This is a genomic window from Parvibaculum sp. (assembly GCF_039973015.1).
Classification (GTDB): Bacteria; Pseudomonadota; Alphaproteobacteria; order Parvibaculales; family Parvibaculaceae; genus Parvibaculum.
This window is the reverse complement of record NZ_JBDWLT010000008.1, coordinates 320,440-346,747: the sequence shown is the minus strand read 5'-3', so window position 1 is coordinate 346,747 and position 26,308 is coordinate 320,440. Positions and strand designations below refer to the sequence as shown.

Below are 26,308 nucleotides of genomic sequence, written 5' to 3'. Positions count from 1 at the left end.
TCCTGTTCGCCTCAACAAAGGCAAGTGCGATGGCTGAAAAGAAGTGGGTCTATTCCTTTGGTGACGGCAAGGCGGAAGGTGCGGCCGCGATGCGCGACCTTCTCGGCGGCAAAGGCGCGAACCTCGCCGAGATGTCGAATATCGGCCTGCCGGTGCCGCCGGGCTTTACGGTGACCACCGAAGTCTGCACCGCCTTCTATGCCAATGACCGCCAATACCCCGAAGGGCTGAAGGAACAGCTTGAGGCCGCGCTCACCCAGATCGGCAAGACCGTGGGCATGGCATTCGGCGACCCGGAAAACCCGCTGCTCGTTTCCGTGCGCTCCGGCGCGCGCGCTTCCATGCCCGGCATGATGGATACGGTGCTGAACCTCGGCCTCAATGACGAGACGACCGCTGGCCTTGCGAAACGCGCGGGCGACGAACGCTTCGCCTATGACAGCTATCGCCGCTTCATCCAGATGTATTCGGACGTGGTGCTCGGCGTCGATCACCACAATTTCGAAGAGCTGCTGGAGTATTTCAAGGAAGAGCAGGAATACGCGCTCGACACCGAACTTTCCGCCGATGACTGGAAGGAAATGATCGGGCGCTACAAGGAGCGCGTCGAGGAAGAACTGGGCAAGCCCTTCCCGCAGGATGTGAACGAGCAGATATGGGGCGCGATTGGCGCCGTCTTCGGCTCGTGGCGGAACCGCCGCGCGGAGACATATCGCCGCCTGCACAATATTCCCGAAAGCTGGGGGACGGCCGTCAATGTGCAGGCCATGGTCTTCGGCAATATGGGCGATACATCGGCGACGGGCGTTGCCTTCACGCGTAACCCCTCCACCGGCGAGAAAGCCTATTACGGCGAGTTCCTCGTGAATGCGCAGGGCGAGGACGTGGTGGCGGGCATTCGCACGCCGCAAAGCCTGACGAAGAAGGCGCGCATCGAAGGCAACGACAAGAAGCCCTCGATGGAAGAGGTGATGCCCGACGCATTCGCCGAACTCTCCGCGACCTTCGACCGGCTGGAGCGCCACTACACCGACATGCAGGATGTCGAGTTTACCGTGCAGGAAGGCAAGCTCTGGATGCTCCAGACGCGCGCCGGCAAACGCACGGCGAAGGCCGCGCTGAAAATCGCCGTCGACATGGTGGCGGAAGGGCTGATCTCCGAAGAGACCGCAATTGGCCGCGTCGATCCGGCATCGCTCGACCAGTTACTGCACCCGACACTCGACCCGGATGCCCCGCGCGACGTGATCGCGACGGGCCTGCCTGCCTCACCCGGCGCGGCGTCGGGCGAGATCGTCTTCAGCTCCGACGAAGCCGCCGCCATGCGCCAGGCGGGCAAGGATGTCGTGCTGGTGCGCGTCGAGACGAGCCCGGAAGACATCAACGGGATGCATTCCGCCGTCGCCATCCTGACGACGCGCGGCGGCATGACGAGCCATGCGGCGGTGGTTGCGCGCGGCATGGGCCGCCCTTGCGTCTCCGGCGCGGGCTCGATCCGCATCGACTACAAGACCGAGACGATGACGGTGGCGGGCGTTACGCTCTGCAAGGGCGACGTCATTACGGTGGATGGCTCTACCGGACAGGTTCTCAAGGGCCGCATTCCGACGCTTCAGCCGGAACTCTCCGGCGATTTCGCGCAATTGATGGAATGGGCCGACAGGCACCGCCGCATGGAAGTGCGCACCAATGCCGAAACGCCGCATGACGCGGAGACGGCGCGCAAGTTCGGCGCGGAAGGCATCGGCCTTTGCCGCACCGAACACATGTTCTTCGAGGAAGACCGCATCGTCACCGTGCGCCAGATGATCGTGGCGGGCGACGAGAAGGGCCGCCGCGCCGCGCTGACGAAAATCCTGCCGATGCAGCGCGACGATTTCCGCCAGCTCTTCGAGATCATGCACGGGCTGCCCGTGACGATCCGCCTGCTCGATCCGCCGTTGCACGAGTTCCTGCCGAAGGGCGTGGCGGAGATCGCCGATTTCGCGCAAGAGACCGGCATGGACGCGGAGAAGCTGCGCCGCCGCCTCACCGAGCTTGAGGAAACGAATCCGATGCTCGGGCATCGCGGTTGCCGCCTCGGCATTTCCTACCCGGAAATCTACGAGATGCAGGCGCGCGCGATCTTCGAGGGGGCGTTGCTCGCCGCGGAGAAGACGGGTGCGCCCGTGATCCCCGAAATCATGATCCCGCTTGTCGGCATGAAAACCGAACTCGACTTCCTTAAGGCGCGCATCGTTGCCGTCGCGGCGGAAATCGAGAAGGAAAAGGATACGAAGCTCGAATATATCGTCGGTACCATGATCGAATTGCCGCGCGCGGCACTTATGGCGCGCGAGATTGCGCAATCGGCGGAGTTCTTCTCCTTCGGCACGAACGACCTGACGCAGACGACTTTCGGCATCAGCCGCGACGACGCCGCGCACTTCATGAACGACTACATGGGCAAGAAGATATTGACGCAGGATCCCTTCGTTTCGCTCGATCGCGAAGGCGTGGGCGAGCTTGTGAAGATCGGTGCGGAGCGGGGCAGGGAAACGCGCCCCGATATCAAGCTCGGCATTTGCGGCGAGCATGGCGGCGATCCGGCCTCCATCGCCTTTTGCGAGGAAGTGGGCCTTACCTATGTCTCCTGCTCGCCCTATCGCGTGCCGATCGCACGTCTCGCAGCCGCACAATCGGCTCTCGCGGGTGCGAAAGACACCGGGACGGCGTGACTGTTTCGAGAATACTCCGTAGACAGATTGTCCTGTTTCGGGATTGATGTGTGTACGGAAGGTTAACAATTCAGGCGAAATTGAGTCTTCGGCGTTAATGCTTTGAGTCGATGTGAAATGCGCGGCTGTGCGCCATTTTAACACACTCACACAGCGTTAATTCGTGCTGTGTGCGATTTGTCGCAGCCAAATAGTCGTTATTCTTCAAGCACATAACTCAATCCGTCAACAATACGACAATTATGACGTTGTTGTGCCTGAACCCCGATGTTATCTCCCGGCCAGTGATTAACGAATGAAGATTGCCCGGGTGCCGATGCGGCATCGGGCTCTGGCACGTGCGGTGCTGTCCGTAGTTCACGAAAGGGCCTCAAAAAGGCCGGACAAAAACCCTCGACAGAAGGGATTGTCCCGAGAACTGCACAACAAAGCAGACGGGTTTAGAGAACGATGCGTAGATTGTTTCAATGGCTCGACCTGGGCCATCTTGTCGCCGGGGCTGCGCAGACGGGCGCGGCGCTCGTCTGCCTCGGTGTGGTGTCCGGCACGGTGCTGAGCGCCATGGCGACGCCGGACCCGGTCACCCCCGTCCGTAAATACACCCCCATGCTTGCCTATGCGCCCGCGCATGGCCGCGATCTCGCGGGCGCCTTCTCGGGCGACAGCTCCATTCTCGACAATGCCGTACAGACAGCGAGCATCCTCATGCCTGCGCCGGGTGTGCCGATGGACGTCGATACGCCGCTCGTTCGCGTCAAGGCGAGTGTGATGGAGAAGGAGCGCCGCTGCCTTGCGGCCGGCATCTATTTCGAGGCGCGCGGGGAAGCGAGCGAAGGGCAGATGGCCGTCGCGCGCGTGATCCTCAATCGCGTGGGCTCCAAGCACTATCCCGACAGCATTTGCGGCGTGGTCTATCAGGGCGCGTCTCGCAAGACCGGCTGCCAGTTCTCGTTCACCTGTGACAAGGGCCTGAGCAAGAAGCCGAGTGAACGCCGCGCCTGGGCAAAGGCGATGCGCACGGCGGAATATGTGACGCTGGGCCGGCTAGACGACACGAAGGTCGCGCCCGCCATGTTCTATCATGCCGATTACGTGCAGCCCTATTGGGCGGCGAGCATGGTGGAAGTGGCGAAGATCGGCCGCCACATCTTCTACAAGCCCGCGCGGAGCGAAGGCCGCTCGTAAGCGGCCCTCGCCTGACGCGACCGGTAAGGCTCAGCCCTTCGCCTTGGCCTGTTCTTCCATCGCCCTGAGCATCGGTGCGATGGGCCCTGTGGTCGCGATCTGCTCGCGCACCATTTCCGGCGCATTGCCTGCGGCTTTGTCGAGTTCCGCCAGTTCCGGCGGCACATACCAATGCAGCTTGTCGGAGCCATAGGCCTCCCAGACGACCTTTGCGACCTCCATCGGCGGGATCGAACGGAACATGCCCTCCTTTGGCGCATTGGCCGCCGCGCCTTCCGGCAGGATCGGCGTGTCGATGAGGCCGGGCAGGACGTCCGCCGCGCGCACGCCGATGAGCTTGAACTCGATGGAGAGCGCCTCCGTGAGGCCCTTCACCGCGTGCTTTGTCGCCGAATAGACGGCAATGCCCGGCATGCCATAGGTCGCCGAGGAGGACGAGGTTGTGAAACAGAGCGAGTTCTCGGTCGCCTTCAGCAGCGGCACCGCGGCATGGATGCCGTTCAGCACACCAATGAAATTCACCTGCACAACGCGCAGGTTTTCCGCGAAATCCATATCCGCGAAGAGGCCGCCCGCGCCGATGCCGGCATTGTTGTAGAGAATGTCCATCTTGCCGCCGGTCGCCTCGCCGAAGCTCGCAACCGCCGCGTCATAGGCGTCCTTGTCGGTGACATCGAGCTTGGCGACGATGCAGTTCTCCGCGCCAAGTTCCTTCTCGAGCGCGGCAAGCCCGGCGCCGTTCACGTCATAGCCGCCGACGAACCAGCCTTTTGAACGAAAGAGCCGCGCCGTTTCGAGCCCCATGCCCGAGGCCGCGCCTGTGATGAAGATGGACTGCCGTCCGTTCGCCTGTCCCATGATCGCCTCCCGTTTGTGTTTTGATTTTGTGGACCGTAGTCCAGTTATCGCAAACGGGGAAGCGCGAAGAGGTCAGGAGGCCGTCAGGCTATCGAAGTCGAGGCCGATATCGAGGCAGGGCGCGGAATGCGTGATCCAGCCGCAGGAGATGAGATCGACGCCTGACGCGGCGATGGCGGGCGCCGTCTTCGCGGTGATGCGGCCTGATGCTTCGGCAATCGCGCGACCGTCGATGCGGCGGACAGCCTCGGTGAGCGTCTCCGGGCTCATATTGTCGAGGAGCACGGCATCGACACCGGCCTTCAGTGCCTCGTCGAGCTGGTCGAGCGTATCGACCTCCACCTCGATCTTCACCATGTGGCCGCTTGCTTCCTTGGCTCGGGTAATGGCGGCGGCGATGCCGCCGGAAACGGCGATGTGGTTGTCCTTGATGAGAACGGCATCGTCGAGGCCGAAGCGATGGTTCATGCCGCCACCGGCGCGCACGGCATATTTCTCGAATATGCGCAGCCCCGGCGTTGTCTTGCGCGTACAGCAGACATGAGCCTGCGTGCCTTCGATCGCGCGCGCGATCTCGCGTGTCGAGGTCGCGATGCCGGACAGGTGCCCGAGGAAGTTCAGCGCCACGCGCTCGCCCGTGAGAATGCCGCGCGCGGGGCCTTCGATGGCGGCGATGGTCTCTCCCGGTTCGACATCCGAGCCATCGCCCTTGACGATGGCAACCTTGAGCGAGGGGTCCACGAGACGAAATGCCATGCGCGCACAATCGAGCCCGGCAACACGGCCGCTCTCGCGCGCATTGAGAAGCACACGGGCTTTTGCTTCGGCGGGCACCGTCGCCTGCGTGGTGATGTCACCAGCGCGGCCGAGATCTTCGGCGAGTGCAGCTCGCACGGCAGGCTCGATCATGAGCGAAGGGAGCGGCGACAGGATCATGCGCTGGCCTGTGTTTCTGTTGTTTGCGATGCAGGCAGGACACCGGTCGCCGCGTCCGCAATGCGGTTCGCTTCCTTCAGCGTGGTGAATGTGCGGTGCCGCCAGGGCGCGCGGGGCTCGGCAAAATCCGTGCGATAGTGGCCGCCACGGCTTTCCTCGCGCGCATAGGCGGAAGCGGCGATGAGCTTTGCCGTCGTCGCGATATTGCCAAAGAGGCTGGCCGGTCCCGCTGCGCGTTCGAGCCGCGCGATTTCGGTGAGCGCAAATGCAAGGCCCGCGCCTTCGCGCTCGACGCCGACATGCGTTGTCATGATCTGGCGGAGCTGATCCACGAAGGGTGTGTCGGGCGATGTGGCGGAGCCGATCAAGGGCGGCGCGATGTCCTGCGTCGCGCGGCCTTCCGGCACGGAGCCATCGACATCGGCAGCAATGCGCGCCCCGAAGACAATGGCTTCGAGCAGCGAATTACTTGCGAGCCGGTTCGCACCGTGCATGCCCGTCGAGGCGACTTCACCGCAGGCCCACAAGCCTTCCACCGTGCTGCGGCCACGCGCATCCACGTGAATGCCGCCCATGTGGTAGTGCGCGGCAGGCGCAACGGGAATGGGCTCGCGCGCCGGGTCGATGCCGAGCGAGCGGCAATTCTCGTAGACGGTCGGGAAGGCTTCGGCGAAACGTGTTCCCAGCGCCGGGCGCGCATCGAGAAAGGCCCCGCGCCCGCTTGCGATCTCGCGGAAGATTGCGCGGGCAACGATGTCGCGCGGGCCGAGTTCCGCGTCCTCATGGATCGCCGTCATGAAGCGCTGGCCTGCCTTGTTGACAAGGATCGCGCCTTCGCCGCGAAGCGCCTCGGTGACGAGGGGCGCGGGATCGCGCGCACCGGCAATGGCGGTCGGATGGAATTGCACGAATTCAGGGTCGGCGATCAGTGCGCCCGCGCGCGCCGCCATGGCCACGCCTTCGCCGCGCGCCTGGAGCGGATTGGTGGTGACGGCGAAAAGCTGGCCGACGCCGCCCGATGCGAGCACCACGGAACGTGCCTTGATGAGGAGGGGCTGCGGCGCGGTGACCGCATTGGCCGGCCGCGCAAAGACGCCTGCTGCGCGCCCGTTCTCGATGGCGAGTTCATAGGCCGAGAGCCCTTCCATCACGCGGATGGAGGGGCAGGCGCGCACGGCCGCGACAAGCGCCTGCATGATCGCCTTGCCCGCCTGGTCGCCTTTGACGTGAACGATGCGCCGGTGGCTATGCGCTGCCTCGCGGCCGACCGCGAGCTTGCCCTCGATATCACGGTCGAAGGGCACACCGAGCCTGAGCAGGTCTTCGATGCGGATAGCGGCTTCGCTTGCAATGGAGAGTGCGGCTTCCTCGTCGACCGTGCCCGCGCCCGCCGCAATCGTGTCGGCCGCATGGGACTGTGCCGTGTCGCCCGCTTCGATGGCGGCGGCAATCCCGCCTTGCGCCCAGGCGCTCGAGGCGCCGTCGCCGATAGGCGCGCCCGCAAGCACCGTCACGGGACGCGGGCTGAGCTTGAGCGCCGTGAAAAGGCCGGCAAGGCCCGCGCCGACGATCAGAACGTCGCCGGCATCGACGATGTTGCCTTGTGTCATGACAGCACCTTCCGAATGACCCCCCGAAGTAACGGGCGGCTCAGTTGCCGAGATTGATCATCCGTTCGACAGCCTGGCGTGCGCGCATGGCGACCGCCGGATCGACGGTCACTTCCTCGCGCATATAGACAAGGCTTTCGAGGATGTTCTTCAGCGAAATCCGCTTCATATGCGGGCAGAGGTTGCAGGGCCGCACGAATTCGACGTTCGGGTTTTCCACCGCCACATTGTCGCTCATGGAGCATTCCGTCACCATGACGACGCGCTTGGGCTGGTTTTCCTTCACCCAGTTGATCATGCCGGAAGTCGAGCCGGAGAAGTCCGCTTCCTCGACGACTTCGGGCGGGCATTCGGGATGCGCGATGATGACGATGTTCGGATCGTCCTTGCGGTACTGGCGCAGTTCCTCCGCCGTGAAGCGCTCATGCACTTCGCAATGGCCCTTCCAGGTGAGGATCGTCACATCCGTCTGCTTGGCGATGTTCTTCGCCAGGAACTCGTCCGGGATGCAGAGTACGCGGTCCGTGCCGAAGCTCTCGACGATCTGCAATGCGTTTGAAGATGTGCAGCAGATGTCGCTTTCCGCCTTCACCTCTGCCGACGTATTCACATAGGTCACGATCGGCACACCGGGATAGGTCTCACGCAGCAGACGCACATCCGCACCCGTGATGGAATCGGCGAGCGAGCAGCCCGCCTTCGCATCGGGAATGAGCACGGTCTTCTGCGGGTTCAGCAGCTTCGAGGTTTCGGCCATGAAGTGAACGCCGCACTGGACGATGACGTCGGCATCGACCTTCGCCGCTTCCTTGGCGAGCTGCAGGCTGTCGCCCGCAATGTCCGACACGCAGTGGAAGATTTCCGGCGTCTGGTAGTTATGCGCAAGCACGACCGCGCCGCGCTCTTTCTTGAGCGTGTTGATCGCGTGGATATAGGGCGCGAAGAAGGGCCACTCGACGGAAGGAATGACGTGTTTCACCTTCTCGTAGAGAGGCGCCATTTCCTTTGCCATGCCGGGCGTATATTCGAGCTCGGGCATGTCCATCTGTTTGAACTGACGCGCCGCGGGCTTTTCTGTGCCCGTCTTCCGCTGCATTTCACCTGCGAGGGCCATATCGACCTCCCTAGTCCGCCACCTTATATGCTCAAAGTGAGTATAAAGGGGCTATCAAAAACGCCGACACCCATCTTTACGCGATACTCACCGGGAAAGGGGGGCCGGGCTCAAATTCGAGCTTATGCTACGACTGAGCATTAGCCGCGTCAACGCACTTTATGTTGGTGGGATGACAATGAGATTCAAGACGAAATATACGGCTGATCTATTCGTATAACATACTGAAAACGCTCAGCTATTTGCCCGGCTGCGCGATGGGGCGAGCTTGAGGCCGGGCGCCGGGCGCTCATTCAGCACCTCTCGGCGGAAGCGGAACTGCTCTGCCGGGCGGCCGCCGGTGCGGGTGGACATACGGCCCGTGCGTTCCACCAGCCCTGCATTCTCGACGAGGCGGCGGAAGTTCTGTTTGTGAACATGGAGGCCGAGCAGCGCCTCCACTGTCTTTTGCAGTTCGTACAGCGTGAAGGCCGGCGGCATCAGCTCGAAGGCGACGGGACGATATTTGATCTTGGCGCGCAGCCGGCTCATCGCCGTGGCCAGAATGCGCCGATGATCGAACTGCATGGGCCGCCCGAGTTGCGGCGCCTTGCCCTGGAAGAGATGTTGCGCGTTCGGCCGTCCGTCGCGCGCCGCTTCGAGCAGCAGGCCCGCGCTGTAGAGAAGTTCGTAGCGCTCCAGCGCCTTCTCGTCGTCCCACGCGACACCATCGACGCCGAAACAAAGCCGCATCCGGTCGCGGCGCTTGCCTCGCGCGAGTTCCGGCGGTGACGCCTCCGACTGTTTGGCCACCCATTCGCGCAACAATGGCACGATCACCTGATCGATAATCGGCGGCTTTCCCTCGCGCCAGTCCTCCCACGGGAAGTGCTGATACCAGTCGCGCCAGGCAGCACCCTTCAATGTTTCGTCATGGCTGCGCGTCAGCGCGAGATAGCCGACGGAGACGACATGCTCGCCCGGCGCCTCGATTTCCAGCGAGTGACGCCCACGATCGCCGAACGTGTAGAGCTGTTCGACATAGCCGAGTTCGAGTTGCGTCTGCTCCTGCACCCAGGAACGCAGACCGATTTCGAGTGTGCGGTGTTCCAGCGGATTGAACGGACCGAAGGGCAGTGCGTCCCAGCCGCCGGTGCCGTCCGCCTCGTCATGCGGCACGACGAGGATTTTCGGCCCGTAATCGGAAACGGTGACGATAGCGGCATTGAGCCCGATGACGACGGCCTTGTCGGAGCGCATCGCCGCTTCGGCGGCGGACTGGACGGAGGGCTTTGCGGGGGCCTTTTCCATGCAGCCTCAGTCGTGGCCGGGGCGAAGGGGGATCGCGAAGAGTTCGCCTTCCCAGCAGGCGCGTCCCGGCCCGAGTGCCTCGATTGCGGCCGACATGCGACCGTCGCGTTTCAGCAATTGATCCGCATGGCGCACCATCAGCCGGTTCGGATGAGCGTGGGCGCCGCGCGCGCGCACGAGCTTTGCGAAGTCGTCTTCAGGGTGGCCTTCATTGAGCGCACAAAGCGTGATGAAGGCGGCTGCCGTCGAGCGGCTGATCCCCGCCCAGCAATGAACCAGCAGCGGGCTTTCCTGGTCCCAGCCCTGAACGAACTCAATGAGTTCCGCCACATGTCCCGCACCTGGTGGCACCAGATCGTCTATCTCCTCGGAGATATCGTTCACCGAAAGGCGCAGATGCTGCGTGGGGATAACGCCCTGCGGCGTGTCGATCATCGTTTCGGGGTCGAGCAGGCTCACGAGATGCGAGGGCCTGACATCCCTTATCGCATCTTCGACGGCGCTCAGAGGGCTCACATAAATCATCATTCGCTCGGGGATTGCGGTGCCGGTCTCGCGGACTCGCATGACGCGCCCGCATCGGAATCGACTATACGATTCTAATAACACAAATTTGTGCAAACCCGGGCGTAAATCGAGAGGAAACCGCTACTTATCGGCGTTCCGGCTATCGGTAAGCTCCCGGAAACGGGCCAGAAACCGGGCCTGCGCCTTCGTCGTCGGCAAGGGCTCGATCACGATCGGCGTGAGCCCGCGGGGTCGCCCGAAAAACTCGGCCGCTTCCTCGTCGGAGAAGCCCGCAATCTGCGTCGCCTCGAAAAAGGCCGAGGCATGGTCTGCCCGTTTGATCAGCGTTTCGACCGCCTGCGGCAGCTCGTCCGGCAGTCCGAAACGGCGATGGATCGCCACTTCGAGACGATGTTCGAAGGCCTTGTAGTTGATCCCGAGCGCCGCCTTGAACGGGCTGATCATGTCGCCGATCACATATTCCGGCGCATCGTGCAGCAGGGCCGCGAGCCGCCATTTGGTGGGCCAGCCGGGCCGGAAGCGCGCACAGATATCGTCCACCAGCACACAATGCTCGGCGACCGTGAAGGCGTGGTCGCCATGCGTCTGCCCGTTCCAGCGGGCAACGCGCGCCAGCCCATGCGCAATGTCGTCGATCTCCACGTCGAGAGGCGAGGGGTCGAGCAGGTCGAGCCTGCGCCCGCTCAGCATGCGCTGCCAGGCGCGGGGTTGTGTCTGGGGCTTCCGGGCCGCCGATTTGCGTTTGGGCGTGGTCATGGAAGCCGGAACTTAAGGGGCATCGAGGTTGCTGTCGATCAAGGAGAATGAACCGCCTGCGCGGAACTGTCCAATTGCAGCGAAACGGCGGCTTTGTCCATGATGCGCATGGGGATAAGCTCTGCTGCAGCCCGGCGCGGAAAATACCCGCAATAAGACTGAACAGGCAAGATCAGCAATATGGCCGTCGACCCCATACCCTCCGAACTCCTCTATCGCGCCTGCGATACGAGCCAGTTCGAATTCGCCACGACAGCCGAACTCGACGACCACACAGGCCTCGTCGGACAAGAGCGTGTGCTTGATGCGCTGCGCTTCGGCACGGCCATTCGCCGTCAGGGCTACAACATCTTCGTGCTCGGCCCGGACGGGGCGGGCAAGCACGAGGCTGTGCTGCGCTTTCTCGCTGGCGCCGCGAAGAAGGAACGCGCCCCCTCCGACTGGGCCTATGTGAACAACTTCACCACGCCACACAAACCCGTCGCGCTCGAACTCGGTGCGGGAACGGGCCGCCTGATGAAGGACGGCATGGACCGGCTGATCGAGGATCTGAAGGTCACGATCCCCTCGATCCTCGAAAGTGAGGAATATCAGAACCGCCGCCAGTCCATCGACGAGGAATATCAGGAGCGGCAGGAACAGGCTTTCGAGGAGTTGCGCGGCAAGGCGGAGGCGCAGGAAATCGCGCTGCTGCGTACGCCCGCGGGCTTCGCGCTCGCGCCCGTACATGACGGCAATGTCCTGAAGCCCGAAGAATTCAACAAGCTGCCGGAGGAAGACCGCAAGCGCATCGAGGCGACGATCCAGTCTCTCCAGAAGGAACTTGCCGAAACGCTTGAGCGCCTGCCTGGCTGGGAAAAGGAACATCGTCAGCATATCGGTGAGCTGAACAAGGAAGTCGCCGAGCGTGCCGTTACACAATCGATGTGCGATCTGCGTTCCCATTTCGAGGGACTGCCCGCGGTCACCAGCTGGCTGGACGATGTAACGCAAGACCTTGTCGCGAATATCGGCATGTTCGCGAGCGGTGGCGGCGAAGGAGAGAACGACGAGCAGCAGCGCGTCATGGCCGCCATGCAGGCCATGATGCAGGGGCGGGGCGGCGGCTTCGCACAGAGCGATCCCTTCCGCCGCTATGAAGTGAACGTGATCGTCGACAACTCGGCCGATGCCCGCAAGGGCGGCGCCGCGACCTCGCGCGCGCAGGACATCGCCGATGCGGGCGGCTATATCGGCGGCGGCGCACCGATCCTCTATGAGGATCATCCCACAATGGCGAACCTGCTCGGGCGCGTCGAACACATGCCGCAGATGGGCGCGCTCGTCACCGACTTCATGCTCATCAAGCCGGGCTCGCTGCACCGTGCCAATGGCGGCTATCTGCTGATCGACGCATTGAAACTTCTGCGCGAGCCGCTCGCCTGGGATGCGTTGAAGCGTGCCATTCGCCGCCGCAAGCTCGTGATCGAAAGCGCGGGCGAATATATGAGCCTCGTCAGCACGGTCTCGCTGGAACCCGATCCCATTCCCCTCGACGTGAAGGTGATCCTGCTCGGCGACCGCTACCTCTATTACATGCTGAGCAATCTCGACCCGGATTTCGGCGAACTCTTCAAGGTTGCCGCCGACTTCGAAGACGAGATCGACCGCGAGACCGAGAACGACATCTTCTATGCGCGTCTTCTCGCCAGCACCTGCCGCGAGGAGAACCTGCTGCCCCTCGACCGCTCCGGCGTCGGCCGCATCATCGAACGCTCTTCGCGTCAGGCGGAAGATGCCGAAAAGCTCTCGATGGTCATGCGCCCCATCGTCGACCTCATGTGCGAGGCGGACCACATCGCGCGGAGCGGCGGCGCAGCGGCAATTGCCGCCGGCCATGTGGACGAGGCCGTCGAGGCGCAGATCGCCCGTGCCGACCGCCTGCGCGAGCGCAGCCTCGAAATGATCACGCGCGACATCGTGATGATCGATACGGAGGGCGAGCGCATCGGTCAGGTGAACGGTCTTTCCGTTCTGTCCATGGGCAGCATCACCTTCGGTCGCCCGAGCCGCATCACGGCGCGTGTGCGCATGGGGCTGGGTTCCGCCCGCGTCATCGACATCGAGCGCGAGGTGGCGCTTGGCGGCCCGATCCACACCAAGGGCGTGCTCATTCTTTCCGGTTATGTCTCGGGCCAGTTTCTGCCCGAGATCCCGCTCTCGATGAGCGCGAGCATTGTTTTCGAGCAGTCCTATGGCGGCGTCGACGGCGACAGCGCGTCCTCCGCCGAACTCTATGCGCTCATTTCCGCGCTTGCCGAAGCGCCGATAACACAAGGTCTCGCCGTTACGGGCTCGGTAAACCAGCTCGGCGAGGTGCAGGCCATCGGCGGCGTCAACGACAAGATCGAAGGTTTTTTCGACATCTGCATGCGCCGTGGCCTCACCGGCGATCAGGGCGTGCTCATTCCTGCATCGAACGTGAAGCATCTGATGCTCCGGCAGGATGTCGTCGATGCGGTGGATCGCGGCGTGTTCGCAATTTATCCTGTGGAGCATGTGGAGGAGGGCGTGGAACTTCTCATGGGCGCCCCCGCCGGTGCGCGTGGGGCGGACGGTCACTTCCCGGCAGGGTCGATTTTCGCCCGGGCGGAAGAACGTCTCGCCGCCTTCGCCGACAACCAGCGCCGTTTTGCCCAGCGTTCGGACGAAAGCGCCAGCAGCAAGAGGGGCTCATGATGGCAAGCCCCGCGAACAGGACGCAGCGCAGGGGGCCGGACGGGCAGGAAGGCGATGGCGCCGTGCCGCGCATCGTGATCGGCCTCGACACCTCCTTCGTCGCTCGCGAAACGCTGGTCCTTGCCGCGCGGCTTGCTGCCTCCGCAGATGCGCGCCTGAAGGGCGTGTTCGTGGAGGACGATAATCTGGTCGCGCTGGCGAGCCTTCCTTTCGCCCGCGAGATTTCCTTTTCCGGCGATGTGCGCGCGCTCGATCCCGAGCGCATGCTCCGTGCCATGAAGGCGCAGGCCGAAAGCGCGCGGCGCATGCTTGCGCGCATTGCGGGCGAAGCGCATGTGGACTGGAGCTTCGATGTGCGTCGCGGCCGTCCGCTTTCCTCGCTTGCGGCAAGTGCCTCCTCGGGCGATACGCTTGTTATCCGTGCGCCCGGCGAATCCGTGCGCGAGGTCGGCCGTACCGTTCGCGCCGCGACGAGCGAGGCACGGGCCGATGTTCTTCTTGTATCGGGCAGCGCCGGGCTTCGCGGTGCGCTGCCCTTGCGCGCCTCGCCGCCCCTTCGCCCGGCCTTTCAGCCCGTGCTGCCCGGCCGTCCCGTTGGCGTGGTCGATGACGGATCGAGCGCAGGCGAAAGTTGCAGCGCCTTCGCCGAAACGCTTGCCTCCCGCATTGGCGCCAGCTTCCTTCGCCTCCCCGCAAAGGGAAAAACGCCTGCCGATGTCGCGGCCGCTGCGCGTCACGGGGGTGTCGGACTGCTTGTGATAAATGCAAACTGGCTTGGCGGCGATGAAGATGCGGCGCGCCTTTCGGCTGCCGCAGGCTGCCCTGTTCTGCTGCTCGGCAAAGAGCGCGGTTCTCTCTTCGCGCCGGCGCCAGGCACTGAAGACAACAACAAAGGAGACTGACCATGTCCGTCCGCAAAATTCTCGTTCCTCTGGCAGGAAGGGCGGAGGATGTCGAAGTGCTTACGACCGCACTCTCCGTCTCTCGCGCGTTCGAGGCACAGCTTGTCGTCCTTTTCGCCCGGGCCGACCCGACGGAAGCCCTGCCTTATCTCGGCGACGGCGTGTCCGGGCAGGTGATCGAGGATCTGATGCAGGCGGCCCGCGAAGGCGCCGATCAGGCGTCCGGCCGTGTGAAATCGGCCCTCGCGAAGATTGCCGGGGATGCGGGCGTTCCCCTCGCGGAGAAGGGCGGCGAGGTGAAACTTCCCTCGGTTCGCTTCCTCGATGTCACGGGCAGGCGCGATGAAGTCGTCGCCTCGCATAGCCGCCTTTCGGACCTGATCGTCTTTGGCGAAGGAACGAGCGGCGTCGCGGGCGGCACCGCGCTTGAAGCGGCAATGATGAGCGCGGGCCGTCCCGTGCTGATCGCCCCGCAGAAATCCTGGAACCCCGTTGGCGGATCGGTCTGCATCGGCTGGGATGAAAGCGCGGAGGCTGCCCATGCCGTCACCGCGGCTATTCCCTTCCTCGAAAAGGCGAAGAAGGTCACGATCCTCTGCATCGGCGGCAAGGAGCTCGATCCGGGCCCCGGTTCGACCCTTGCTGATTATCTGGAGCTTCACGGCGTCGTGGCCGATGTGCATCTTGTCGATGCGGCGGGCCGCGCGGCGGGCGAGGTTCTCCTGGAACAGGCAGAGGCGGCGAAGACCGATCTGCTGGTCATGGGCGGCTACAGCCACAGCCGCCTGCGCGAATTCATCATCGGCGGCGCGACTCAGCATATCCGCTCCCACGCCACGATCCCCGTGCTTATGGCGCATTGAACCGGGCGCACTGAACCCGGCGCTCTGAAGACACACCGAATTAAAAAGAGAACGGAAGACCGAATGACCCTCTATCACGTCCATATGAGTCTCGCCCGCAACGAAGACTATCCGAACGGTTCGCCCGCGCATGGCTACGATCTCATCGTCCCGCTTGATGGCGACATGATGCTCGACCCGGAAGGATGGAAAGCCCATTCGAAGGAATGCACCGTGCGCCGTTTCTGGGAAGGCGAGCCCGACCAGAAGGGTCTTTTGCGCCATATTGGCCGCGGCTGGTCGATCGATTACGACGTATCGACGCCGGAGGCAGACGAGCCCTTTTTCAAGCTCGACCGCCACGAGTTCAAGCTGGGTGAATATCTCTCGGTGCTGGAACAGGATGGCGAGATGCAGACATTCCGCATCGTCACCATCGAGCCGCTGAAGAAATGATGCGAATTGAGAAAGCGCGTCGTCAGGCGCGCTTTCTCACCAGCACATTGCCTGCGGAATAGCCCGCGCCGAAGCTGCAGATAAGCCCGAGATCGCCTTCCTTCATGTCTTCGCTGAACTGGCTGAAGGCAATGATGGAGCCTGCCGAACTCGTATTCGCATATTCCTGAAGGATGTTCGGCTGCTCGCTGCGTTCCGGGTCGCGGCCCAGAACCTTGCGGCCGATGAAGTCGTTCATGCTCTTGTTCGCCTGATGCAGCCACATGCGCTTCAGGTCTTTCGGGTCGAGCCCCTCATCGGCCATATGGTCGAGAATGAGCTGCGACACCATCGGCACGACTTCCTTGAAGACCTTGCGGCCCTCCTGCACGAAGAGCTTGTCCTTCGCGCCGATCCCTTCCGGCGTTGCGCGGTTGAGGAAACCGAAATTGTTGCGGATGTTGTTCGAGAATTTCGTCATCAGCCGCGTACCGAGAATTTCCCACGCGCCCTTCGCCGTGCAGGTTTCCTCGCGTTCGAGGATGATCGCCGTGCATACATCGCCGAAAATGAAATGGCTGTCGCGGTCGCGGAAGTTGAGATGTCCCGAGCAGATTTCCGGGTCGACGATCAGCACGCAATCGACCGAGCCCGAGCGCAGCATGTCATAGGCGGTCTGGATGCCGAAAGTGGCCGACGAGCAGGCGACGTTCATGTCGAAACCAAAGCCTTCGATGCCGAGCAGATCCTGCACTTCGACGGCAATGGCAGGGTAGGGGCGTTCGAGGTTCGAACAGGCCACAAGCACCGCATCGATATCCGCGGGGGTCTTGTTCGCGCGCTTCATCGCCTTGTGGGCGGCGTCCACCGCCATCTCGGCCAGGATCGATGGCTCGTCGTTCGAACGCTGGCGAAGCCTCGGTGCCATGATATCGGGGTCGACGATGCCCGACTTGTCCATCACATAGCGTGACTCGATACCTGAGGCCTTGACGATGAATTCGACATTCGATTCCGCGAGAGCCTCCATTTCGCCGCGCTCGATGGCGGCGGCGTTTTCCTCATTATGCTTGCGCACATAGGTGTTGAAGGTCTCGACGAGTTCCGCGTTACTGACGGAGTTGGGCGGCGTGAAAACGCCCGTCCCGCTGATGACGACTTTGGTCACTGTTCACCTGATTCTGATCTTGCTGCCGGCGCGCATCCCGGAATGTGGAGTTTTCTTGTGCCCGAAATGCGCTATGCGGCTCCCCTTGCCGCCCGGATAAAATAGAACAGCCGTCCCGGCGATGCTACTGCCGAGGAAACAGAAACAGCTACGAAGGAAGGAGCCACGATGCCGGTGATGGATTTTCCCTCCATGCCGCTGGAGGGAGAGGCGCTGAGGACCCTGACGCTTGGGGATATGGCGGCTCTGGCGCTGGCTCTTCCGGCAGCGGGGCTTGAAAATGCCGCCTCGCCCTTGCGTAAACCAGCGCTTTCAACGCTTGCAGCCGATGGCGCTCCTGCCATGCGTACGGTGATCCTGCGGGCATTGGAGCGCGAGGCGCGCCGCTTTTCCTTTTTCACCGATGCCCGCTCGCACAAGGTGGCCGAGATCGCCGCGGACCCGCGCGCTTCCCTGCTTTTCTACGATCCGGCCTGCGATATTCAGGCTCGTTTTTCTGGAAAGGCCGCGATTCACCGCCAGGGCTCCCTCGCCGATGCGGCATGGGCAAGCGCCGCGCCGCCAAGCCGCCGCGCTTATCTCGCCGAGGCCGCGCCCGGCGCGCTTTCATCCGGCCCGGTATCGGGCCTGCCGCAGGATGTGGAAGGAATTATTCCGCCGCTCGAAAGGCTGGAGGAAGGGCGCAGGCATTTTGCGCTCCTTGAATTCATCTTCGAGGAGGCGGATATCCTTGTCTTGAGCCGCTCCGGCCACCGCCGCGCGCGCATCCGCTTTTCGGCGGACGCGGCGCGTGGGGAATGGCTCTATCCCTGACGGGATATCAGATCATCGAGGCCGTACGGCTGGAGCTGTTGCCGGAAGCCGGGGAGCTGTCGTCGCTCTTCTTGCTCTCGTCCTTGCTGCTCGACGACGCGAGGCGCGGCTTGTCGGAGGCACCTTCGGCACCTTCGGCGCGGATTTCGCCGCTGACCTGGCCGCCTTGTTCCACCTTGAGCTCGCCATAATGCACGGTGCCCGTCACACGGCCCGACGAATTGATTGTCAGACACTTCTTCACGGTCAGCGTGCCGTCGAACTTGCCGTTGATTTCCGCCGCATCGACGGTCGCTTCGCCGCGAACCTCGCCGGTTTCGGAAATCGTCAGTGTACCGCTCTCGATCGTCGCCTGCACATCGCCTTCGATCACAAGCGAGTCACACGACTGGATCTTGCCTTCGAGCTTGAGCCCGCGCCCCACATGCAGGTTCGCCGCAGTGGGCGTCGACGAGGTGGAGGAACTGGCAGTCGATTGAAGAGTGCGCACGGTCGGCTTCCTTGCTTGGTAGGATGGTGTGATGGAACGCGCGGCGTTGTCGGTGTCGCGTTCACGGTCTTCCGGGTAGGTGTCGGGCGGTGTCTGTTTCGGATCAACGCTCGCAGTTTGTGCGCCGGGAGAACCCGGCGATGGCGTTGGATCGGTATCGGAAACACCCTTGGGGCGCTTGAACATTTTTGGAATCCCCTCCGCTGGCTGGAACGGAAGCAAAGCTAAGGGCGCAACGTGGCCCGCATGTGCCGACAATGTGGCGGAACATTGATGGCGTGCGAACAGAAGCGCATAACGCCGCTTAATTATTTGTTTTGATTTCGCGCCAATGCGGAGCAAGTCTTGTGGCGCGGGCAGGTCACAAGATGATCGTTGACGATGCCGACGGCTTGCGCGAACGCATAGACAATCGTCGGTCCGCAAAATTTGAAGCCGCGCTTCTTCAATTCCTTCGACATTGAAACGCTCATCGGCGTTTCGGCAGGCACCTGGGAAATGCTCTTCCATTTGTTCTGTTGAGGCACACCATCGGTGAAGCTCCACAGAAAATCCGAGAAGCCTTCATCCTTCTCCCTCATGTCGAGCCAGGCGCGTGCATTGCCGATGGTCGCTTCGATCTTGCCGCGATGGCGGATGATCCCGGCATTTTCCAGCAGTTTCTCGACCTTCGCGGGCTTGTAGCGCGCGATGATGTCAGGTCCGAACCCGTCGAATGCTTCGCGGAAGCTCTCGCGCTTGCGCAGGATCGTGATCCATGAGAGCCCGGCCTGAAAACCGTCAAGGATCAGCTTCTCGAAGAGCGCCCGGTCGTCATATTCCGGCACACCCCATTCCTCGTCGTGATAGGCGACATAAAGCGGGTCGTCGCCCGGCCAGGGGCAGCGCCCCGCCTCACTCGCCTTCGGTATCGCCATTATCGTCTCCCTCTGCCGCGAGGGCCGGCAGCCATACGGGGATTTCCGGGCGGATTTCTGCGGTTTCCGCTTCCAGCACCGAGGCGCGCACGAGATCGAGCCGAATGAGCGCCAGCGCGCGTTCCGTCTCGGCATCGGTGGATAGAAGGGTGCCGACTTCGCGCGCGCCGCCCTTGATGGGGGTGCCGGGCGCGGGCATGTCACCTTCCACATGCACTGGCAGCAGCCGTTTGCGTACACTGCCGCGCCGCTTCGTGCGCGAGGTCACTTCCTGGCCGATATAGCAGCCCTTGTGGAAGTCGATGCCGTTAAGTTCGTCGAAATTCACCTCAAGGGGAAAGGTCCGGTCCGGTTCGAAATCTTTTGCGGCATCGCCGATTCCAAGCCCGATTCTCAGCCGGTGCCAGGCATCCTCGCTCGCGGCCTTGGCCCCGGCGGCCTTGATCGCGCTGTCAATCTCGCCCTTTGGCAGGATCGCGCGCCGCCCCATCCCGGGCAGCCGCGGGTCTGCGAAGCCCGGCCCCTCCGCCATCGGGCTCGCATCCTCATGCCAGAACGCCACGACGCCCAACGCCTCGCTCCGATCCTCGATCGTCACCTTGGCGCGCAGCTTGTACATGCCGAGCCGCTTTGCGAGGTCGCCCGCCCGTGCGCCGTCGCAGTCGAGGAGCAGTGCGCCCCCGCCGCCGGGCTCTTCCACGATGAAGAAGTCGAACAGGAATTTGCCTTGCGGTGTCAGCAGGGCGGAATAGACGGCCTCTGCCGGTCCGGCTTTTTCCACATTATTGGTGACGAGATTCTGCAGAAAGCTGCGTGCTTCCTCGCCTGCGATCCTGAGAACGCCGCGCCCGCTCAAGGGCGAAGCCAGAGCCTCCGTAGGAAGTGCCCCTGACATAAGTAGTGCCTCGTTTTGTTCCGGCCTCCAGATTTAGGGCCGGTCGCCTCACGCTGCAAGGAAGCTACAGAAGTCTGCCGAACTTGGCACGTCCTCTCATGCCCCCTATAACCCGCCTGTAACCGGAAACTGCGGAGGCGCCGCCGCCGCGTCCGAATCTCAGGCCGTTCGCGGACCCGTAAATGCGAATTCTCTTCATTGCGTCCAACCGTATCGGCGATGCCGTCCTCTCGACTGGCGTGCTCGGCGGCCTGATGGACCGCTACCCGCAGGCCGAATTCTGGGTCGCCTGCGGGCCGCTGGCCGTCCCCGTCTTCGCTCACGCGCCCCGCGTCACACGCATCATCGAGATGCGCAAGGCAAAGCGCATCGGCCATTGGCGCAAGCTTCTGAAGGCCACCATGTTCCGCCGTTTCGACATCGTGGTCGATCTGCGCGGCTCCGCGACAGCCTGGCTTTTGTGGACCTTCGACCGCCGGATTCTCAAGCCCGAGCACACGCTTCACCGTGTCGAACACAATGCGAAGGCCGTGGGGCTGGCCCCTGTGCCGTCCCCGCGCCTCTGGCCGGGCGCGGAAATGGCGGAAAAGGCCCGGCAGACAATTCCCGATGGGGTGAGCGTACTTGCGATCGGGCCGACAGCCGCCTGGCCCTACAAGATGTGGCCGGTGGACCGTTTCGCCGAACTCGCCCGCCGTCTTCTCGGTCCCGGCGGTCCGATGGAAGGTGCGCATCTGCTTGTCACGGGTGGCCCCGGCGAGGACGAGGCCTGCCGCCCGGTCCTCGAAGCCGTGCCGCCGGAGCGCCGCATCGATCTCGTCGGCGCGGGCATTGATGAAGTGGGCGCCTGTTTCGCGCGTGTCCGCCTCTATATCGGCAATGATTCCGGCTTGATGCATCTTGCCGCCGCCGCCGGTGCGCCTACCATTGGTCTTTTCGGGCCGACGGCGGATGCGATCTACGCGCCCTGGGGACCGAAAGCCGTTACTGTGCGTGTGCCGCGTTCGCTGGAGCAAATCAGGGCCGAGGAAGGCGAGGATTTCCTGTTGAGCGGCCGCAATTTCATGGAAGACCTCGCCGTCGGCACCGTTTACGACGCAGCCGCCGGCCTGCTGGCGAAAACCGCGCCGAACGGCCAGAATGCCGGTCACAATGGATCATCCCGGTCCGACAAAGGATAAGCCCCGTGAGCGTTACCTACGATCTCATCTTCCGCCGAGGCACCGTCGTCAATCATGACGGGATCGGCGAAACCGATATCGCGGTGAAGGACGGTCGTATCGCCGCCATCGGCGATCTCTCGCGCGCCGATGCCGCCGAGATTGTCGATGTGAAGGGGCTGCATGTCCTGCCCGGTGTGACCGATAGCCAGGTCCACATGCGCGAGCCTGGCAACGAACACAAGGAAGACCTCGAAGCGGGCGGCCGCGCCGCTGCGCTTGGCGGCGTCACCTCCGTTTTCGAAATGCCGAACACCGCCCCGCCGACAACAGACCCCGACGCCATCACCGACAAGGTCAATCGCGCGCGTCACCGCATGTATTGCGACTTTGCCTTTTATGGCGGAGCGACGACGCAGAACGTCGATATCCTGCCCGAGATCGAGCGCACGCCCGGTTGCTGCGGCATCAAGGTTTTCATGGGGTCGTCCACCGGCACATTGCTCGTGGAAAAGGACGAAGACGTGCTGCGCGTGTTGCGCGCGATCAACCGTCGCGCTGCCTTCCACTCGGAAGACGAGTTCCGCATGCGTGAGCGTCGCGAGCTGGCGCTGCTTGGCAAGGTCGAGACGCATCCTGTCTGGCGCGACGCGGAAGCCGCCGTCATTTGCACCAAGCGTGTCCTGCGTCTCGCGCGCGAGGCGGGCAAGCGCATCCATGTGCTGCACATCTCGACGGCAGACGAAATGCCAATCCTTGCGCAGAACAAGGATATCGCAACCGTGGAAACAACGCCGCAACATCTCACGCTCGCCGCGCCCGAATGCTACGAGAAGCTCGGCACCTATGCGCAGATGAACCCGCCCATTCGTGGGGTGGAGCATCGCGACGGCATCTGGGCAGGTCTCGCCGCGGGCATCGTCGACGTCATCGGCTCCGATCATGCCCCGCACACGGCGGAGGAAAAGGCGCAGCCCTATCCGAAGTCGCCTTCCGGTATGCCCGGCGTGCAGACGCTCGTTCCCGTCATGCTGAACCATGTGAACGAAGGCCGCCTCACGCTGCAGCGTTTCGTGGACCTGACGTCCGCGGGCCCGCAGCGCATTTTTGGCATGTCGCGCAAGGGCCGCATCGCGGTCGGCTATGACGCGGACCTCACGATTGTGGATATGAGCGCAACACGCACCATCGAGAACAAGTGGATCGCCTCGAAATGCGGCTGGACGCCTTATGACGGCATGCAGGTGAAGGGCTGGCCGGTGGGCACTGTCGTGCGCGGCCATCGCGCCATGTGGGAAGACGAACTTGCGGCGCAGGCGACGGGTGAGCCCATCACCTTCGTCGAGGCCCTGCCACGTCACTAACAACCGGGACGAAACAAACAAGAATAGGTCACGCCCGACCCTCCCTTGGAATTAAGGCGGCGGGCCATCCACGTCTTGGCATCACGGCAAGAAAATACGCCGTGAACGAGCCGCCGGAAGGGGGTCAGGGCGACGTGGTGGAGGGCTCTCTCAACCCCCTCTAATGCAGCATCTCTGAAAAATCCGCCCGCACGAACTCGCTCGGATGGATCACCCGGCGTGTGCCCACGCGCACCGAGTAAATCGGTCCGTCGAGCTCGCGTCCCCAGAAATCCAGAAATTTGGACAGCGCCGGATATTTCGGCTCCAGGTCGTAGTCCTGCCAGATATAGCTTTGCAGGAGCTTTGGATGGTCGGGCATCCGGTAGAGAATTTCGGCTGTCACCAGCCGGTAGCCTTCGATGAGCTTCTTCAGTTCCGAAACCTGTCTCACGCTTGAACCTCCAGATCGCTTGAATCCAGACGGCAACGCCGCAAATCGCCGTAAATCGCCGAAAATCAAAAGAGCCTCGTAACAAGTGAATCCTAGTCGTGAAAATTTCACGCGTCGAGATTGACAAACATGCGAATGCTGCGATTCGTTCAATGAAATCAATGAACTAGCACTCGCCAGGCCAGGTGAGTGCCAGAGCGCCGAGGCCCGCGGCTCCCGCTGCTTGACCCAGCGGCTGATTTGGGCTCGTTTGTCGCCAACAGACATTCAAAAAGCCGCCTCAAGGCGCCAAAAACCGAAGTCAGGACAGGAAATGACAGGGACATTCCGCGCCATCCGCGTATCGAAGGGCGACAAGGCCCCGCAGGTCGAATTCGCAGACCTCACCGAAGCCGATCTCATGGAGGGCGATGTTACCGTCGCCGTCGATTATTCGACGGTGAACTACAAGGACGGCCTCGCGATTACCGGCGCTGCGCCGATCATCCGCAACTGGCCGCTCATTCCGGGCATCGACTTTTCGGGCAAGGTCGAGAAATCCGATAATCCAAATTTCAAGCCGGGTGACCGCGTTGTGCTGAATGGCTGGGGTGTCGGCGAGGGCCATAATGGCGGCTATGCGCAGAAGGCGCGCGTGAAGGGCGACTGGCTGGTGAAGCTGCCGGATGCGATTTCCAATGAACAGGCAATGGCCATCGGCACGGCGGGCTATACCTCGATGCTCTCCGTCCTCGGCCTTGAAAAGAATGGCGTGAAGCCGGGCTCCGATGTGCTGGTCACGGGCGCGGCGGGCGGCGTCGGCTCCGTCGCTGTCGCCATTCTCGCGAAGCTCGGCTATCGCGTCATCGCCTCCACAGGCCGCGCCTCCGAAGCGGATTATCTCAAAGGCCTCGGTGCTGCCGAGATCATCGACCGCAACGAATTGTCCGAACCCGGCAAGCCGCTCGGCAAGGAACGCTGGGCGGGCGCCGTCGATTGCGTCGGTAGCCACACGCTCGCCAACGTCCTCGCCTCGACGAAATATGGCGGCGCGGTTACCGCTTGCGGCCTCGCGCAGGGTATGGACCTGCCGGCCTCCGTCGCGCCATTCATTCTGCGCGGCATCACGCTCGCGGGCATCGATAGCGTCATGGCGCCGAAGGAAAAGCGCGAGGAAGCATGGGCTCGTCTCGCCACTGATCTCGACATGAAGAAGCTCGAAGCGATGAGCTTCCGCGCGAAGCTCGACGATGTGCCAAAGCTTGCAGGCGAAATTCTGCAAGGCAAGGTGCGCGGCCGCGCCATCGTCGATGTGAACGCGTGACGGGGGTGACGAACGTGGACCTGAATGTGCCTCCTTATCGCGATCCGCGCTATGTGGAACGCAAGCTAGAGGTCGAGCGCCGCGCGGATGGTTCCATCGTCCTGCGCAATCCGCATCCGCTGCGCGCCGTACCCTCGAACCTCATCGAGCCGATCCGCAAATGGGCGGCGGAAGCGCCGGACCGCGTCTGGCTCGGCAAGCGCAAATCCGTCAAGGAAGGTTTCGGCGACTGGGATCTCCTCACCTATGCCGAAACCAGCGCGAAGGTAAATGCCATCGCGCAGGCGCTGCTCGATCGCGGCCTCGATCAGTCGAAGCCGGTGATGATCCTTTCCGGCAATTCCATCGAACATGCGCTCATGACCTATGGCGCGATCCTCGCGGGCGTTCCCGCCGCGCCGGTGTCTCCGTCCTATTCCACCATGAGCTCCGACTTTGAAAAGCTCCGCTACGTCTTCGACCTCGTCGAGCCGAAGCTGATCTTCATGCAGGAGGGCGCGCCCTTCGAGCGTGCGCTGAAGGCCCTCGATCTGGATGGCGTCGAACTCGTCACCGTCGATGGCTCGCTCGGCACGCCCTTCGCCTCGCTCACCGAAACCACGCCCGGCAACGATGTCGAGGAGAGTTACGCCAGGCTCAACTTCGACATGGTGGCGAAATATCTCTTCACCTCCGGTTCAACCGGCATGCCGAAAGCCGTCATCACCACGCAGCGCATGATGTGCGTGAACTCAGTCATGCCGAAAAGCGTGACCGTGGAAGAAGAAAACGAGGAGCCTTCCGTGCTTCTCAACTGGCTTCCCTGGAACCACTGCTTCGGCGGCAACGCCATCCTGAACAACCTGCTTGTCGGCGGCGGCACGCTCTACATCGACGGTGGCCGTCCCGTTCCGGGCGGCTTTGCCGAAACCGTGCAGAACCTCCGCGAAATCGCGCCCACCGCCTATTCGAATGTGCCCGCCGCCTATACCATGCTGGCGGACGAACTCGAAGGCGACGAGGCGCTGGCGAAAAACTTCTTCTCGCGTCTTCGCACGCTTGCCTATGGCGGCGCGGCGCTGAGCCAGGATCTTTACGACCGTATCCAGAAGGTCGCTGTCCGCGCGGCGGGCGAGCGCATCGTCTTTTCGTCGGGCTATGGCGCCACCGAAACCGCGCCCACCATCTGCAATGTCCATTGGCCCACCGAGCGCATGGGTCTCCTCGGCCTGCCGCTTCCCGGCGTCGAGTTGAAGCTCGCGCCTGTCGGTCAGAAGATGGAAGTGCGCGTTCGCGGCGATTGCATCACGCCCGGTTACCACAAGAACCCGGAAAAGACGGCGGAAGCCTATGACGAGGAGGGTTTCTACCGCCTCGGCGACGGCGCGCGTTTCCTCGATGAAGAGCGCCCCGAGGAAGGTCTCGTCTTCGATGGCCGTGTCGCCGAAGACTTCAAGCTTTCCACCGGCACATGGGTGAGCGCGGGCAAGCTCCGCGTCGATATCGTTGCGGGCTCGAACGGTGTCTTGTCCGATGCGCTCGTTGCCGGGCTGGATCGGTCATGGATCGGCATTCTCGGCTTCCCGAACATTCCCGCCTGCCGCAACATTGCGGGCGATCCTTCGCTCGCCGTGGAAGACCTCGTGCGTCATCCCGCCGTGCTGGAGCGTCTGGCCGAGGGCTTGCGTGCGCATAACAAGGGCAATCCGGGATCGAGCACGCGCGTCGTGCGCGCGCTGCTGATGACGGAGCCGCCAAGCGTCGATGCGGGCGAACTGACCGACAAGGGCTATATCAACCAGTCGGTTGCGCTCGGCCGCCGCGCGGCCCTTGTCGAGAAGCTCTATGCGGAGCCGCCCGGCAATGATGTCGTGGTTGCCTGAGTGGTGGTTCAG

The 26,308-nt window shown here is 62.9% G+C and carries 23 protein-coding genes; 11 read left to right on the top strand and 12 right to left on the bottom strand.

The features are described 5' to 3' along the window. Positions 1-29 precede the first annotated feature (29 nt). The gene (gene ppdK / locus ABJO61_RS07790) at positions 30-2,717 is read left to right on the top strand and encodes a pyruvate, phosphate dikinase (protein ID WP_348325470.1); all 2,688 of its coding nucleotides are present in this window, start codon (positions 30-32) and stop codon (positions 2,715-2,717) included. Between the two features lie 450 nt (positions 2,718-3,167). Next, a complete protein-coding gene (locus ABJO61_RS07785; RefSeq protein ID WP_348325468.1) occupies positions 3,168-3,902 on the top strand; it encodes a cell wall hydrolase in 735 nt (244 codons plus the stop codon). A 30-nt stretch (positions 3,903-3,932) separates the two neighbouring features. On the opposite strand, the gene ABJO61_RS07780 is transcribed toward ABJO61_RS07785, so the two are convergent. The 7 genes from ABJO61_RS07780 to ABJO61_RS07750 form a co-directional block, all read right to left on the bottom strand. After that, positions 3,933-4,760 (bottom strand): SDR family oxidoreductase, encoded by an 828-nt coding sequence (locus tag ABJO61_RS07780; protein WP_348325466.1) that lies wholly within the window; start codon positions 4,758-4,760, stop codon positions 3,933-3,935. Positions 4,761-4,832: 72 nt separating this feature from the next. After that, on the bottom strand, positions 4,833-5,696 hold the full coding sequence (gene nadC, locus ABJO61_RS07775) for a carboxylating nicotinate-nucleotide diphosphorylase (RefSeq protein WP_348325464.1): 864 nt from the start codon (positions 5,694-5,696) through the stop codon (positions 4,833-4,835). Then, positions 5,693-7,306, bottom strand: coding sequence for an L-aspartate oxidase (locus ABJO61_RS07770; RefSeq protein ID WP_348325462.1), 1,614 nt, complete (start codon positions 7,304-7,306; stop codon positions 5,693-5,695). Before ABJO61_RS07770 ends, nadC begins: the two co-directional genes overlap by 4 nt. A gap of 40 nt (positions 7,307-7,346) precedes the next feature. Beyond that, the gene (nadA, locus tag ABJO61_RS07765; protein WP_348325460.1) at positions 7,347-8,420 is read right to left on the bottom strand and encodes a quinolinate synthase NadA; all 1,074 of its coding nucleotides are present in this window, start codon (positions 8,418-8,420) and stop codon (positions 7,347-7,349) included. Positions 8,421-8,654: 234 nt separating this feature from the next. Continuing rightward, on the bottom strand, positions 8,655-9,710 hold the full coding sequence (locus ABJO61_RS07760; RefSeq protein ID WP_348325458.1) for an NAD regulator: 1,056 nt from the start codon (positions 9,708-9,710) through the stop codon (positions 8,655-8,657). Between the two features lie 6 nt (positions 9,711-9,716). Next, positions 9,717-10,277, bottom strand: a complete 561-nt coding sequence (locus tag ABJO61_RS07755) for a protein-tyrosine phosphatase family protein (protein WP_348325456.1) — start codon at positions 10,275-10,277, stop codon at positions 9,717-9,719. 81 nt (positions 10,278-10,358) lie between these two features. After that, on the bottom strand, positions 10,359-10,994 hold the full coding sequence (locus ABJO61_RS07750; RefSeq protein WP_348325454.1) for an HD family hydrolase: 636 nt from the start codon (positions 10,992-10,994) through the stop codon (positions 10,359-10,361). Positions 10,995-11,174: 180 nt separating this feature from the next. Here ABJO61_RS07750 and ABJO61_RS07745 point away from each other — a divergent pair, with 180 nt between their 5' ends. From ABJO61_RS07745 to ABJO61_RS07730, 4 genes are all read left to right on the top strand, one after another. Next, the gene (locus ABJO61_RS07745; protein ID WP_348325452.1) at positions 11,175-13,712 is read left to right on the top strand and encodes an AAA family ATPase; all 2,538 of its coding nucleotides are present in this window, start codon (positions 11,175-11,177) and stop codon (positions 13,710-13,712) included. Then, positions 13,709-14,614 (top strand): hypothetical protein, encoded by a 906-nt coding sequence (locus tag ABJO61_RS07740; protein WP_348325450.1) that lies wholly within the window; start codon positions 13,709-13,711, stop codon positions 14,612-14,614. Before ABJO61_RS07745 ends, ABJO61_RS07740 begins: the two co-directional genes overlap by 4 nt. A 2-nt stretch (positions 14,615-14,616) precedes the next feature. Then, positions 14,617-15,477: a universal stress protein gene (locus ABJO61_RS07735; RefSeq protein ID WP_348325448.1), complete on the top strand. Its 861-nt coding sequence runs from the start codon at positions 14,617-14,619 to the stop codon at positions 15,475-15,477. Between the two features lie 63 nt (positions 15,478-15,540). After that, complete coding sequence (locus ABJO61_RS07730) at positions 15,541-15,912, top strand: hypothetical protein (protein WP_348325446.1); 372 nt, start codon at positions 15,541-15,543, stop codon at positions 15,910-15,912. Between the two features lie 22 nt (positions 15,913-15,934). On the opposite strand, the gene ABJO61_RS07725 is transcribed toward ABJO61_RS07730, so the two are convergent. Then, positions 15,935-17,059: a beta-ketoacyl-ACP synthase III gene (locus ABJO61_RS07725; protein WP_348325444.1), complete on the bottom strand. Its 1,125-nt coding sequence runs from the start codon at positions 17,057-17,059 to the stop codon at positions 15,935-15,937. Between the two features lie 168 nt (positions 17,060-17,227). On the opposite strand from ABJO61_RS07725, the gene ABJO61_RS07720 reads away from it, so the two are divergent. Further along, positions 17,228-17,872, top strand: a complete 645-nt coding sequence (locus ABJO61_RS07720; protein WP_348325442.1) for a pyridoxamine 5'-phosphate oxidase family protein — start codon at positions 17,228-17,230, stop codon at positions 17,870-17,872. 7 nt (positions 17,873-17,879) lie between these two features. Here the strand turns inward: ABJO61_RS07720 and ABJO61_RS07715 are convergent, their stop codons facing one another. The 3 genes from ABJO61_RS07715 to ABJO61_RS07705 form a co-directional block, all read right to left on the bottom strand. Next, the gene (locus tag ABJO61_RS07715) at positions 17,880-18,548 is read right to left on the bottom strand and encodes a polymer-forming cytoskeletal protein (protein WP_348325440.1); all 669 of its coding nucleotides are present in this window, start codon (positions 18,546-18,548) and stop codon (positions 17,880-17,882) included. Positions 18,549-18,670: 122 nt separating this feature from the next. Then, positions 18,671-19,279, bottom strand: coding sequence for a DNA-3-methyladenine glycosylase I (locus ABJO61_RS07710; RefSeq protein ID WP_348325438.1), 609 nt, complete (start codon positions 19,277-19,279; stop codon positions 18,671-18,673). Further along, positions 19,257-20,135, bottom strand: a complete 879-nt coding sequence (locus ABJO61_RS07705; protein WP_348325436.1) for a folate-binding protein — start codon at positions 20,133-20,135, stop codon at positions 19,257-19,259. The genes ABJO61_RS07710 and ABJO61_RS07705 overlap by 23 nt, the downstream gene beginning before the upstream one ends. 221 nt (positions 20,136-20,356) lie before the next feature. Between ABJO61_RS07705 and ABJO61_RS07700 the strand changes: the two genes are divergently transcribed. Next, a complete protein-coding gene (locus ABJO61_RS07700) occupies positions 20,357-21,355 on the top strand; it encodes a glycosyltransferase family 9 protein (protein WP_348325434.1) in 999 nt (332 codons plus the stop codon). Positions 21,356-21,360: 5 nt separating this feature from the next. After that, positions 21,361-22,698, top strand: a complete 1,338-nt coding sequence (locus ABJO61_RS07695; protein ID WP_348325432.1) for a dihydroorotase — start codon at positions 21,361-21,363, stop codon at positions 22,696-22,698. A 160-nt stretch (positions 22,699-22,858) separates the two neighbouring features. Here the strand turns inward: ABJO61_RS07695 and ABJO61_RS07690 are convergent, their stop codons facing one another. After that, a complete protein-coding gene (locus ABJO61_RS07690) occupies positions 22,859-23,131 on the bottom strand; it encodes a Usg family protein (protein WP_348325431.1) in 273 nt (90 codons plus the stop codon). 313 nt (positions 23,132-23,444) lie between these two features. On the opposite strand from ABJO61_RS07690, the gene ABJO61_RS07685 reads away from it, so the two are divergent. After that, positions 23,445-24,434: an MDR family oxidoreductase gene (locus ABJO61_RS07685; protein WP_348325429.1), complete on the top strand. Its 990-nt coding sequence runs from the start codon at positions 23,445-23,447 to the stop codon at positions 24,432-24,434. A gap of 5 nt (positions 24,435-24,439) precedes the next feature. Next, on the top strand, positions 24,440-26,296 hold the full coding sequence (locus ABJO61_RS07680) for an AMP-binding protein (protein WP_348325500.1): 1,857 nt from the start codon (positions 24,440-24,442) through the stop codon (positions 26,294-26,296). Positions 26,297-26,308 lie beyond the last annotated feature (12 nt).